Raw genomic sequence first — 12674 nt, 5'->3', positions numbered from 1 at the left:
TGCCCGATGGAACTCACTGGCCGCTGCCCTTTGGCGCGTGCGTCCGTTCCCACGCGCGGACCTTGCGGCGCGCCTCGTCGAAGAGACGCTCGTAGTTGCCCTTGCGTAATTTCTCGCTGACGTCTGGCGGTAGCGCGGCAAACAGCGGCGCGTACATCTCGTAGACCTTGAGGTACTTCTGCTGGTCGGCCGGGGCGACTTCATCGGTGCCGAACAGGAAGCGATCCGGGTGACGCGTAAGGAGATCGGCGGTGGCCTTGATCGTTGCCGGTGACGAGACGATGTACTTGGCGACCTCGTCCCACGAGAGGTCGACGTGCAGGTGCTTCAGCGCCGGGTTCGACAGTGCGCGATCAAGGAGGCCGACCTCGTCCTCCACCGGCCGGACGATGCGGCCGAGGCCGCCGTGGGCCCAGATCACGGTGGTCTTCGGGTGGCGCACCAGGAGATCGCGCAACTGCTCCATCGGGTAGGGATCCTGCCCGGGTCTCGGGAACGGCATGTTGATGTCGGTGTGCATCAGGACAACGAGGCCGACCTCAGCGGCGAAGTCGAGCACGCGATCGAGCGCGGGGTTGAGCAGGCTGGCAGTCTCGCCGGCGACCTTCGACGAGACGAACTCCTTGTGAATCGTGAACTCGCCGATGCCGCTGAAGACGCCGGGGAACGTCTTCAGCACCCGCTTGATGTGATCGGCGGCGTACATGTCGGCAGGATTGAACCCGGTGATCATCGGGTCCAGGCGTGCCTGCTCGGTGGGCGTCAACGACCGGTACTGCATCGCGATCGCCGCGTCCGTGAACGAGTAGTAGTAGAGCGGCGCGTCGGTCTGCAGGTAGTAGGTCGGCGCGAACGTGCCCGTGTTGCCGTAGGACCACTGCTGCTGCAACGGGATGCCGAAGACGGCGACGCGACCGGCCTTGTCGCCCATGATCTTCAGGAAGGTGCGCAGGTCGAGCCCTTCCTGGATGTAGTTGGTCAGGTGGAAGTGGACGTCGTTGAAGGCAGCACTCGACGTGGCAGGCTGCGCCGGCGCCCCGGCGTCTGTCTCGCGCGTGTCGCGTGCGGCTGACAGCCCGACAACCGCCGCCAGGGCGGCGAGGCACGTGCCGGCCGTGAGAGCCGTCGTCAGCCGGCCGCCGCGGGAGCGCGTCATCCTGGTGCTCGACATTGCCTTCTCCTTACGCTAGGCCCCCGGCCTCAGAAGAACACCGAGAATGCCGCCGAAATCGTCGTTCCGTTCTGGCCGCCCACGTAGTAGCCGAACGTGCTGCTGACGGGCGACCTGTCGACGTCCATGATCTGCAGGTTGAACCGGTGCTTACGGGTGTCCACGGGGTAGCAGTCCAGGCCCGCGACAGAGGTACATGTGACGGGCGCCGCCAGTTGCGCGATCGTGGCGCCGGGTCCGGCGTGTGTGGGGCGGCGGCGTCGGCTCGCTTGTCTGGGCCTGAACGGCGGTCGTGCCAGCGATCGACAGAACCGTGATCAGTGGGACAAGGAGAAACCGAACCGTCATACGGCGACCGGTTGCAGGAACGCTGCCACGCATGGGATCGCTGATCGATTGGAGTACGGCAGGGACTGTGGACCGGCCGATCTCGCGGGCTGCCGTGGATTTCGCGAACAATCTCGCAGCGGCCAGGCAGGAATGCGGGCTCCACGAGATGGGAGGCCTCCGCGATGATGGAGGGGCCTCCACCGTTGGGCGGCCGAGCTAACGTGCGGAGCCCCGGGCCGGCTCCACCTCCGCCAAGGCTACGGTGGGACAAGTCGGAGAACCGGCCAGCGGTGAACGACGATATCGCGCGCGGCCGGGATGACGATAAAGTAGGCCCATTCCCAATGAGCGGCGACGGGCTGTCCAGGCCGCGAGGAGCAGCCGCGTGTCCAGCGAGTCCAGCAAGACGACCACCCGACGCCAGTTCCTCGGCCAGACGGCCGGCACCGTAGCCGGCGCCTCTCTTGCCGGTGCCGCTACACGGGTAGAAGCCACGCAGCCAATGTCCCGATCAGCGAGCCGTGTGCTTGGCGCCAACGACCGCATCCGCCTCGGCTTCATCGGCTGCGGCATGCAGTTCCAGGATCTGCTTCGCCGTGGCTTTCTCCCCCGGCGCGAGCGCCAGGGCGACGTCGAGTTCGTCGAGGTCTGCGACGTCTGGCAGCCTCGCGTGGACAACGCGAAGGTCAAGACGGGCGCCGAGCGTGGCGGGCGTGACTACCGCACCGTGCTGGATCGCCCTGACATCGACGGCGTCGTGGTCGTCGTGCCCGATCACCTGCACTACCCGATCGCGCGCGCGGCGCTGCTGACCGGCAAGGACGTGTACCTCGAGAAGCCGATGACCTACAGCATCGACGAGGCCGCGAAACTGCACGACGTCGTGCAGCAGACAGGGCGCATGTTGCAGGTGGGCGGTTCCGGCCTGAATTCCCCGCTAGACCAGAAGCTGCACGAGTACGTGCAAGCCGGCAGGATGGGCAAAGTGGTGTGGGGGTTCATCAGCTACAACCGCAACACCACCGAGGGCATGTGGGACTACCCGATCCCCGGTATCGGCAGCGAGTCCTGGCCTGACGCACCGGTCACGCCCGAGAACCTCGACTGGCAGGCGTGGCTCGGCGGCGCCCGCAAGCGCCCGTTCAGCAAGGAACGCTACTTCCGGTGGCGCAAGTTCTGGGACTACTCGGGCGGCAACGCGACCGACCTGCTGTTCCACCGCCTTGGCGCCCTCAGTGCCATCGTCGGCTTCGACTTCCCGACGCGGGTCGTCAGCGGTGGCGGCATCTACGTGCAGAAGGATCGTCAGGTCCCCGACACCTACATGACGACGGTGGAGTACCCGAAGGAATACTGCTTCAACATGGTCTCCTGCATGGCGAACGAGAGTTCGGCGCCGATCACCGTGTACGGCAACTGGGGGACCCTGCAGGTGCTGCCGGCGGCGCGGCAGCCGGGACCGCCGGCGGTGCGCGGGAGCGGCCGCGGTGTGATCACCGCCGAGCGGACGTTCGAGAAACAGTTCAAGGAGGCCAACGACGGCCTGACCGAGGTGGAGATCACCACGGACCAGCCGATGGAGGACCTCGCCGACAACTGGTTGAACAGCATGCGCAGCCGCCAGGCGCCCATCTACGACGTGCTGAAGGGCTACCAGGTGACCGTCGCCATCCAGCTCGGCGTCCAGTCGTACAAGGAAGGACGTGCGATGGGCTTCGACCCGGTGGCCAGGCGGGTCCTGGCCCGCCCGGCCGATCGCGCCGAGTACGAGCCCAAGGAGTCGTAGGTCGCGGCGTGGCCGTGCTCCGGGCGCCGGCAGCAGCAGGCCGTAGGCGTTAAGCGTTAAGCGTTAAGCGTTACACTGGCCCCATACCGCTGCCGAGCATCGTTGGTAGGGACCGCTCTCCGAGCGGTCCATCACGTCTGCTGCCCGCGTCGAGGTGGGACCATGGCTCTTCGCATAACGCCTCTCCTGGCGTGTGTCCTGTTGTGCATTCCGGCTGGTGCTTCTGCCCAGATCATGAGCGGCATGCGCAACCAGCCGACGGGGCGGGAACTGCCGACGATGCCGCTCGACACGAACGTGTCGTCGGACTTGCGACCGACGTTTCGGTTGAAGGTGACGCGCGTCGAGGTGAGCGCCCTCGTGGTGGACGCCGAGGGCAATCCGGTGCGCGACCTCAAGGCAAACGAATTCGAGGTCTACGACGGCGGCCGCAAGCAGGACATCCAGTCGTTTGCCGCCTACACCTACAACGGCGGCTCGATTCCGCTGGACACCGTCGAGTCACCGAGCGACCCGAACAATGCTGTCGCCCTGGTCACCAACGCATGGAGTTCGTCGTCGCGGGTGATCGGCCTGCTGATCGACGATCTGCACATCGACGCGCGCCGGACGGAGAAGGCGCGCAATGCCGCGCGGCACCTGATTGCCAACCTGGCCCCGTCGGATCTGTTGTATGTCGGGCTGACCAGCACACCGGGGATTGCCACCGCCGGCTTCATCCGCGATCGCCGGCGAGCGCTGGAGATCATCGAGTCGTTTGCAGGAATCCGGCTGCCGGATCCGACCCTGGAATTGCGGCAGACGCCGCAGACGTTCTCCAATCCGCTGCTGCAAGGCATGCGCACGCCCGGGCTCGCCGCCTCCGAGCAGCAGCGTGCCATGCGCCTCGAGGATGCCTACGAGGCGATTGGGCGCATCGCCAATGCCGTGCGTGAAGTCGGTGGCAGGCGCAAGTCGCTGGTGTTCCTGACCGAGGGCTCATCGATTGGCGGATCGATCACGACGTCGGCCTCGCTGAGCGGCGACACCACGGGCGCCATGCACGATGCCCTGGCGGCGGCGTCGGTGGCCGACCTCGCCGTGTATCCGATGAACCCGGCGGGGCTGGACCTGTCGACCGATCGCATGATTGAGGGCTTCACGCGTCAGGTCGATGTCGCGAGCGAGGGCAACACGCGCGGCTTTGGCGGCCGCGAGATCGCCCAGGACGACCTCTCCAACATCAACGCGCAGTTCATGCAGGCCAAGAACCAACTGCGCGACCTGGCGGCCCTGACCGGCGGGGTCTCGCTTGTCGACACGAACGACCTCGGCGCCGCCGTGGACCGAGTGCTGCGCGATGCCAGCGACTACTACGTTTTGGGGTACGAGCCCGACAAGGAAGTGAAGGGCACACGTGTCCGGCCGCTCGAGGTGCGGGTCACGCGGCCTGGTGTGAAGGTGCTCTCGCGCAAGGGGTACATGGCGCCGCCGGGCATTCCCGAGGCCGACAAGGTCCCGTCCAACCTGTCGCCGGCGATCCGGTCACTGCTGTCGGGGATCGTGCCCGTGGACGCGTTGCCGATGGTCGTGCAGATGATCGCGATCGGCGAGCAGAAGGGCAAGGTGCGCTACGCGGTCATCACGGAGACGGCTGGAGGGCCGCTCGTCAACGGCCTCGAGGGCGATCGCGTCGGCATCGAGCAGGCCATCCTGAGCATCGATGGCAACGGCAAGATGGCCAACGCCACCCAGAAGAAGGCCGAACTCAAGGTGGGTCCCCAGCAGGTGGAGATGCTCGGCACGCTCGGGCTGCGGACCATCTGGTGCATCGACCTGCCCCCCGGGCCGCACCAGATTCGCGTGGCCACCGTCCATCAGCAGTCGGGGCGCGGTGGGTCGATGTACCTCGACGTGACGGTCGAGGCCGGCAAGGTGCCGACGCCCGAGGCGCTGCTGACGCTGAGCCAGTCGCCCAAGCCGACGGCATTCGTCGACCCGGAAGCAAAACGGTTGATGGCAGGCGGGTCACAGTAACGCCTAACGCCTGACGCCTCCACGATCTCTCGGGAAGATCACTGACCGTCGACCTGAAGGTCGACGGCTACAACCGAAGGGGCGACGGCTACCACGCGGAAGGTCGACGGCTACAATCGAAGGGGCGACGGCTACCACGCGGAAGGTCGACGGCTACCACGCGAACGTGTAGCCGCCGGACGATCGGTAGGGCCGGCTCTCCGAGCCCGGCCCAGCCCACGAAAGAGAACACGTACGAATGAGGTCGGGGAGAGGGGCGGTGTGTGTGGCCGGCGTCGTCGCGGCCGGGGTGCTGCTGGCCGCGAGGCCGCAGGCGCAGAACCCGGCGCAGCCGCCTTTGGATCGGCCATCGTTCCGGGCCGAGATCGCGTTGGTCGAGGTCTCCGCCGTCGTGACCGGCGACGGTGATGCGCCGATCTCGTGAAGGACGACTTCGAGGTCCTCGAGGACGGGGAGCGGCGTCCCGTCGTGTCGTCGCGCTACCTGGCGTCGACGTCTGCCGTGACGCGGAGGGATGTCCTGCCGCCATCCCTGAAAGACGCGCGGCTCGACGAGGTCGTCACCAACCGGGCGCTGGCCGACGCGCCCGCGTTCGTCCAGCTGCTCGACGACCTGAACATCAGCAGCTACGACTCGCATCGCAATTTCAGCGTGCCCAGTGCACCGACGTGGTCTGCCCGTTACCCGCCTGGTTGCCGCCGATGGATCGCAGCGTGAGATCCACGCCTTCGTCGGTCCACACCGAGTCGATCCAGCCGACGGGTTCGTTGTCGACGAAGTTGTAGCCCACGGCAGGCAGGTTGATGAGTTGCAGGCCTTCGCGCTCGATCACTTCGTACTTGTGCGAGTGCCCGTACATGATCGCCTTCACTTGGCGATGCGGCCGTAGCACGTCGAAGAGGCGTTCGGCGTCCATGAGTTCGCCGTCGTTGCCGCCGAGCGTGTGATGCACGAGTATCACCGTCGGGGTGGATGAGCCCGCCAGTTGCGACGCCAGCCACGTGCGTTGCGCGGAACCGAGCTGCCCCGGCGTCACGTCGGTGGCCAGCAGCGAGTCGAGCAGCACGAAGCGCAGGCCGCCGGCCTCGCGGGTGGTCGTGTGCTTGTTGGCCAGGGCCGGTGCCGCGCCGGCCACTGCGGGAAATGCCTGGCGGAAGTTCTCGCGATTGTCGTGGTTGCCGAGGATGAGGCCGGTCGGCATCTTCGCCAGCACCGGCGCCAGCATCTCGTGCAGGCGCGCGTAATCCTCCGGCAGTCCCTTCAGGCGTGCGAGGTCACCACCGACCAGCGCGCCGTCGGCGGGCGTGGCGAGCACCTGCGACACGACCTTCGCGAGGTTGTCGACGGGGGAGAAGCCGCGGGATCGGTCGGCCGGATTCGCGGGGATGTGCGTATCCGCGAGCAGCGCGAGGCGGAGCGGGTGCGCCGGACCCTGCGCTGCCGATACTGACAGGCGCGTGAAGGTGAGGCTGGCGGCAGCGGCACCAGCGGTAACCAGGAACTGTCGGCGGGTGGCGCGAGGGCCGGTCAGCAGGGGCATCCCAGTCTTATACGACAACCTGGCGACGCCCGGGCGTCGAGGCTGCGCCGGGCGATCAGCCGGCCCGCTTGCGAGGCGCCGGCGTCTCGCTGAGCCGCTCCACGATGTCGCTGAGTGCGCGCATGGTGACCGGCTTGGTCAGGTAGTCGTCCATGCCCGCACGGAGACAGCGCTCGCGGTCGCCCGGCATCGCGTCGGCGGTCATGGCCACGATGGGCAGACGCCGCCCGGTGCCGCGTTCGCTGGTGCGAATCGCCGCGGTGGCCTCGAGGCCGCTCATCTCGGGCAGCTGCACGTCCATCAGGACCAGGTCGAACGTCCCGTCAATCGCCGCCTCCACCGCACGGCGTCTGTCGTCCACGACGGTCACGTGGTGCCCGCGCTTGCGAGCATCGCGCAGGCGACCCGCTGGTTCACACAGTTGTCTGCAGGCTGCGGGCCAGGCTGCGCGCGCTAGCGTGCAGCCGACGACGTCGGTTTGGTGACCTTCGGGAGCACCCACGGCGCCCGGTACTGCGGCATCAGCAGGCGCTGCGCCTCCTCGTCGCCGACAAACTGCTCCTTGTCGGCGTCCCACTGCACGCGGCGCTTGAGACGGAACGCGATGTTGGCCAGGTGGCACGCGATCATCGAGTTGTGACCGACCTCGACGTCGGACCGCGGTGCCTTGCGCGTGTCCATGCAGTCGAGGAAGTCCTGCACGTGCTTGAGATGCGAGTCCTCGTTACCGGCGCCCCGGCGAGGCTCGCCCATCATCCGGTACGTCTTCTTGCCGCTCTTGGTCTCGGTCTCCGGCAGGACCTCCCAGCCGCCGCGGTCCACCACGAGCACGCCGTTGTTGCCATGGAAGGCGACGCCGTGATCGCGCATGTAGGGCCCCTGGCCGATCGAGGTGGCGTGCTCCCACACCATCGAGAATCCGTCGCACTCCCAGAGCGCCTGCTGCGTGTCCGGGGTCTCCTCGGCATCGTCGGGGAAGCCGAACTTGCCGCCAACCGAGACCGCTGCCTTCGGCGCCTTGACGCCCATGCCCCAGTTGGCGATGTCGATCATGTGGGCGCCCCAGTCGGTCATCAGCCCGCCCGAGTAGTCGTAGTACCAGCGGAAGTTGAAGTGGAATCGGTTCTCGTTGTACGGCCGCAGCTTCGCGGGGCCAAGCCACATGTCATAGTCGACTTCGGCGGGGGCCGGTCCATCGGGCTTGACGGGGATGTTGCCCATCCAGTCCTGGTAGGCCCAGGTTTTCACCAGGCGGATCTTGCCGAGTGCGCCGCCCTTCACGTAGTCGACGGCGTCGGTGAAGTGCTTCGCGCTGCGTTGCTGGGTGCCCATCTGCACCACCCGGCCATGCGTGCGCGCCGCATCGACCATCACCCGGCCCTCGCCGATCGTGAGCGCGAGCGGTTTCTCGACATAGACGTCCTTGCCGGCCTGGCAGGCCATCACCGTCGGCAGTGCGTGCCAGTGATCGGGTGTCCCGACGATCACCGCATCGATGTCCTTGCGGTCGAGCACCTTGCGGAAGTCGCGCGTGGTCAGTTCCGCCGTCTGGTTGAACTGCTTCGACATGCTGGCGGCAGTCTTGCTGACCTGCCGGTCGTCGACGTCGCAGAGGGCGACCAGTTGCGCGCCCGCCTTGAGCATGTCGCGCAGGTCGCCGTTGCCCATGCCGCCGCAGCCGATGAGTCCGACCCGCACGCGGCGATTGGCGCCGGCGACGCGAGCCTGGGACTGCGCCGAGATCACAGCGGGTGCCGACACGGCGCCGAACGTCGCCGCGGCACCGGCGGCCGAGTGAACGAGGAAGCGTCGGCGCGAGGGTTGACGGGTCATGGACGCAGCATACTCCGGGAACGGCCAGCGGAGCGACAGGGCGACGCCAGACGAACGCAGAACGCTGAACGCCGAACGTCGATCAGAGTGACGGTGAACGCCTCGACGGTCGACCAAGGTCGACCGCTACAGAGCGGGCACCGGGCACCGTAAACCACAGGCCGCGCCACAGAGGCGTAGGCGTCGAGCTTGCTCGACGCATCAGGCATCAGGCATCAGGCATGAGGCATCAGGCATCAGGCATCAGGCGCCAACTTGTACGTGGTGGCAGCCGTGCCGCCCCAGAATGCCGCCTGCTCGGCCGCGGACCATCCCGAGGTGAGCGCCTGCACGGTCCGCACCCAGTCGCCGTACTCGGTCTTGAGCCGGCAGACAGGCCAGTCGGACCCGAACATCAGCCGCGCCGGTCCGAAGGCCTCGATCGCGAGGTCCACGTAGGGCCTGATGACATCGATGCTCCAGGTCGCGTCACGCACCTCGGTGACCACGCCCGATAGCTTGCACGTCACGTGCGATCGCTTGGCGATCTCACGGAACGATCGCGCCCAGGCCTCGTCGATACGCCCCGCCGCGATCGTTGGCTTGGCGATGTGATCCAGCACGAACGGCTGCGACGGGTGACGATCCACGAACGCGATCGCCGCCGGCAATTGCGCGGCGTAGATGAGGACGTCGTACACGAGACCGTGGCGCCGCAATCGGCTGACGCCGCGATTGAACGCGGGCCTGGCCAGGAACCCGGGATCGGTCTCCCCCTGCACGACGTGACGCACGCCCACGAACCGTGGTTGCGGCGCGTAGCGGCCCAGTACCTCGTCCACATCATCGGCCGCGAGATTCACCCAACCGACCACGCCACGAATCCGCCCACCGGATGCCGTGGCCTGCCCGAGCAGGAAGTCGTTCTCGGCCAGCGACTGCCGCGCCTGGACGGCCACGGCGCCGTCCAGCCCCGAGGCCGTCAGCTCACGCGCCAGGTCCGCGTGCAGGTAGCTGCGGCGCAGCGCGGTCGCCTTCTCGTCGATCCAGCCGTACTCGACCGGATCGAAACGCCACAGGTGTTGGTGAGAGTCGATCTTCACGTCTCAGGTCTCAGGTCTCAGGGCTCAGGGCTCAGGTCTCACGGCTTCCGGCCTACAGCCTGCAGCCTGTAGCCCACGGCTTACGGTCTACGGATCAGCAGCTTAGCCTCCGACGAACGTCGAACGCAGCGCCCGAACGTTCATGGTCCAGGGTTCTTAGTTAGGTCTGAGACTTGAGACATGAGACCTGCGGCGAACACTGGGAACGTCATGCCGAAGGCCCAAGGGCCAAGGCCGATTACTTGGCAAACATCGTCCGCGCAACGAACCAGACGTTCGCGGGGCGTTCGGCGAGGCGGCGCATGTACCACGGGAACCAGTAGTCGCCGTAGCTGATGAGCACGCGCAGGCCATAGCCGTCGCGGGCGAGTTGCTGCTGCACGCTCCGCTGGATGCCATAGAGCAGGGCGAACTCATAGGCATCGTTGGCGACGCCGGTGGTTTTCGCGTGCTGCTGGATGGCGTCGATGATGGTCACGTCGTGCGTGCCGAACACGGCGCGGAAGCCGCGTGCGCCGGCGTCGGTCCCGATCATGGTCTTCGCGAGTGCCAGGTAGCTCGCATCGACATCGACCTTTTTCGGCCAGGCAACGCTGGCCGGCTCCTTGTAGGCACCCTTGACGAGGCGCACGGCTCCGCCGGCCTCGATGATCGCCTGCAGGTCCTTCTCCGTCCGATACAGGTACGCCTGCAGGCACACGCCGACGTTGCGGTGTTCCGCGAGCACGGCGTGGTAGAGCTCCAGCGTGGGGTGCACGTACTGGTGCTGCTCCATGTCGATCCAGAGCATGGCGCCACCGGCCGCGGCACGCGCGGCGAGGTGGCGCACGTGGGCGCGACAGCGTGCCGGGTCCATGTCCAGGCCAAGCTGGGTCAGCTTCACCGAGATCTGCGTATCGAGTTGCCGTTGCTCGATCTGGCCGGCGGCATCGAGATAGTGTTCGGTGACGGCGTCGGCCTCGGTCATCTGCGTGACGCCCTCGCCGAGACGCGTGAGGATGGTCGCGATTCCCTCCTGGCGTCGCAGCGCGTCGGCCGCATCGAGCGCGTCCTCGAGGCGCTCGCCCGGCATGAAGCGCTTGACGGCCCTGCGGAACACCGGCAGCCGGGTGGCGTTCTCCCGCATCCACCGGTTCTCCGAGGCGGCGAGCAGCACGCTGCGCACGGGGTGCATGTGTATGGCCTTCCTTACCAGACGCCCTTGATGAGCCCGCCGTCGATCTGGAGGATCGCGCCGGTCGTGTAGGCCGAGGCGTCCGACAGCAGGAACGCCGCGGCCTTGCCGAACTCGTCGGGGGCGCCATACCGGCCGGTGGGAATGGTCGCTTCCATCCGGGTGCGCTGCTCCTCGAGGCTGATGCTGGCGATCTTCGCGCGGCCCTCGTCGAGCTCCCGCACCCGATCGGTGTCGATGCGTCCCGGGACGAGGTTGTTGACCCGGATCCGCTGCGGCGCGAGTTCGTTGGACAGCGTCTTGACCAGCGCCGAGACGCTGGCCCTCACGACGTTGGACAGCGCGAGGTTGGCGATGGGTTCCTTGATCGCCGACGAGGTCGTCATCAGGATGCTGCCGCCGCCACGCGCGGCCATCACCGGCACCGCCAGCCGCACCATCCGGATTGCGCTCAGCAGCAACAGATCGACGGCCTGCTGCCAGGCCTGGTCGTCGAACGACAGTGCCGGGCCCGGCGGCGGCCCTCCGGTGTTGACAAACAGCAGGTCCACCCCGCCGAACCGTTCCATCGTCGCGTCATGCCAGGTGGTGATGTCGTCACTGGTCCGGAGGTCGGCCGGCACGGCGAGCACCTGCGCACCGGGCGTGCCGTCGCGCAACGCGGCGGCCGCGGCATCGATGCGTACGTCATCGCGCGAGGCGATGGACACCTGCGCGCCTTCGGCCACCAGGGCCCGTGCCACGGCGAGGCCGAGCCCGCGGCTCGCGCCGCCCACCATCGCCACCTTGCCCGTCAATCCGAGATCCATGCCAGTCCTTCCTGTGCTGCGGTCCAGGTGATCAAGCGATCGAGTGCTGCGCGCGTGCCGGGGTCGATCGTCGCACCGGGCGCCCGCGTGGAGGCGTCGGCGATCAGGCCGCGCCGCTTCAACACTTCCTTGCGAACGGCCATGCCGATGCCTTCCTGGAACTCCAGGCGCATCAGCGGCACCGTCTTGTAGAACAGGTCGGCTGCGCCATCACGGTCGCCCGCGTGCCAGCGGCTGACGATGGCGACCAGGATTTCGGGGAAGGCGAAGCCGGTCATCGCGCCGGCCGATCCGGCCATCAGTTCCTCGAGCAGGTACACGCCGCCGAGGCCTCCGAAGATGGTGAGCGCCACGTCTCCGGCCGCGTCGAGCAGACGCGCGGTCTTGAGCGGCGTGGGCGGATCCTCGAGCTTGATCGTCCGGGCGGTCGGGATCTCCCGCGCGATCTGCACCAGCAGCGAGGCCTCCATCGTGAAGCCCGAGACGGGTGGGAAGTCCTGGATGACGATCGGAATGGTCAGCGCCTCGGCAAGCGCCGCGAAGTGCGCCTTCACGCTCGCCGAGTTCAGCTTCGGCGCACGCGGCGGGCTCACCATCACCGCGGTGGCGCCCGCGGCCTGCGCTGCACGACTCAACTCGAGGCAGGTCTGCAGGCCCTCCGTCGTCGTACCGACCACGACCGGGGCGCGGCCGTTGACCTGTCCCAACACGGTGTCGAGCACCAGCGCCCGTTCGCGCTCGGTGAGACGCGCCGCCTCGCCCAGGACGCCGAGCGCCGTGAAGCCGGTCACGCCGGCGCCAATGAAATGCTCGACGTAGCGCCGAAGGCTCTCGACGTCGACGTCCCCGCCCTGACGGAACGGCGTCGCGAGTACCGAAAACACACCCTGCACGTCGGTGTCTCCCTGTCGTCACGGCCCCGAGGCATTCGGA

Annotated in this window: 13 protein-coding genes; 4 read left to right on the top strand and 9 right to left on the bottom strand. The window is 67.5% G+C overall.

Annotated elements, in window-relative coordinates; genetic code table 11:
* Positions 1-13: 13 nt before the first annotated feature.
* Positions 14-1171, bottom strand: coding sequence for an amidohydrolase family protein (locus LuPra_RS21635; protein ID WP_234800496.1), 1158 nt, complete (start codon positions 1169-1171; stop codon positions 14-16).
* A 29-nt stretch (positions 1172-1200) separates the two neighbouring features.
* On the bottom strand, positions 1201-1335 hold the full coding sequence (locus tag LuPra_RS33975) for a hypothetical protein (protein WP_257724470.1): 135 nt from the start codon (positions 1333-1335) through the stop codon (positions 1201-1203).
* Positions 1336-1886: 551 nt separating this feature from the next.
* Between LuPra_RS33975 and LuPra_RS21630 the strand changes: the two genes are divergently transcribed.
* The 4 genes from LuPra_RS21630 (at position 1887) to LuPra_RS21620 (ending at position 6020) form a co-directional block, all read left to right on the top strand.
* Positions 1887-3287: a Gfo/Idh/MocA family protein gene (locus LuPra_RS21630; RefSeq protein WP_157899514.1), complete on the top strand. Its 1401-nt coding sequence runs from the start codon at positions 1887-1889 to the stop codon at positions 3285-3287.
* Positions 3288-3449: 162 nt separating this feature from the next.
* Complete coding sequence (locus LuPra_RS21625) at positions 3450-5303, top strand: VWA domain-containing protein (RefSeq protein WP_110172676.1); 1854 nt, start codon at positions 3450-3452, stop codon at positions 5301-5303.
* A 259-nt stretch (positions 5304-5562) separates the two neighbouring features.
* Positions 5563-5727, top strand: a complete 165-nt coding sequence (locus LuPra_RS32185; protein WP_157899513.1) for a hypothetical protein — start codon at positions 5563-5565, stop codon at positions 5725-5727.
* Positions 5724-6020, top strand: a complete 297-nt coding sequence (locus LuPra_RS21620) for a hypothetical protein (protein ID WP_110172675.1) — start codon at positions 5724-5726, stop codon at positions 6018-6020. Before LuPra_RS32185 ends, LuPra_RS21620 begins: the two co-directional genes overlap by 4 nt.
* On the opposite strand, the gene LuPra_RS21615 is transcribed toward LuPra_RS21620, so the two are convergent.
* The 7 genes from LuPra_RS21615 to LuPra_RS21585 form a co-directional block, all read right to left on the bottom strand.
* Positions 5950-6843 carry a metallophosphoesterase family protein gene (locus LuPra_RS21615; protein WP_110172674.1) on the bottom strand — a complete coding sequence of 298 codons (894 nt, stop codon included), beginning with the start codon at positions 6841-6843 and terminating at the stop codon, positions 5950-5952. The genes LuPra_RS21620 and LuPra_RS21615 overlap by 71 nt on opposite strands.
* Before the next feature lie 55 nt (positions 6844-6898).
* Positions 6899-7345 (bottom strand): response regulator, encoded by a 447-nt coding sequence (locus LuPra_RS32720; RefSeq protein WP_257724469.1) that lies wholly within the window; start codon positions 7343-7345, stop codon positions 6899-6901.
* Entirely contained in the window at positions 7297-8676 is a 1380-nt protein-coding gene (locus tag LuPra_RS21605) for a Gfo/Idh/MocA family protein (RefSeq protein ID WP_110172672.1), read from the bottom strand. Before LuPra_RS21605 ends, LuPra_RS32720 begins: the two co-directional genes overlap by 49 nt.
* Before the next feature lie 236 nt (positions 8677-8912).
* Positions 8913-9758 carry an amidohydrolase family protein gene (locus LuPra_RS21600; RefSeq protein WP_110172671.1) on the bottom strand — a complete coding sequence of 282 codons (846 nt, stop codon included), beginning with the start codon at positions 9756-9758 and terminating at the stop codon, positions 8913-8915.
* Positions 9759-9996: 238 nt separating this feature from the next.
* On the bottom strand, positions 9997-10932 hold the full coding sequence (locus tag LuPra_RS21595; RefSeq protein ID WP_110172670.1) for a proline dehydrogenase family protein: 936 nt from the start codon (positions 10930-10932) through the stop codon (positions 9997-9999).
* A gap of 14 nt (positions 10933-10946) precedes the next feature.
* The gene (locus LuPra_RS21590) at positions 10947-11741 is read right to left on the bottom strand and encodes an SDR family oxidoreductase (protein ID WP_110172669.1); all 795 of its coding nucleotides are present in this window, start codon (positions 11739-11741) and stop codon (positions 10947-10949) included.
* Positions 11726-12634, bottom strand: coding sequence for a dihydrodipicolinate synthase family protein (locus tag LuPra_RS21585; protein WP_110172668.1), 909 nt, complete (start codon positions 12632-12634; stop codon positions 11726-11728). Before LuPra_RS21585 ends, LuPra_RS21590 begins: the two co-directional genes overlap by 16 nt.
* Positions 12635-12674 lie beyond the last annotated feature (40 nt).

Origin of the sequence: Luteitalea pratensis, from assembly GCF_001618865.1 — a bacterium.
In the GTDB taxonomy this organism is placed as follows: Bacteria; Acidobacteriota; Vicinamibacteria; order Vicinamibacterales; family Vicinamibacteraceae; genus Luteitalea; species Luteitalea pratensis.
The sequence above is the reverse complement of the archived record's forward strand: the minus strand, read 5'-3'. Positions and strand labels throughout refer to the sequence as shown.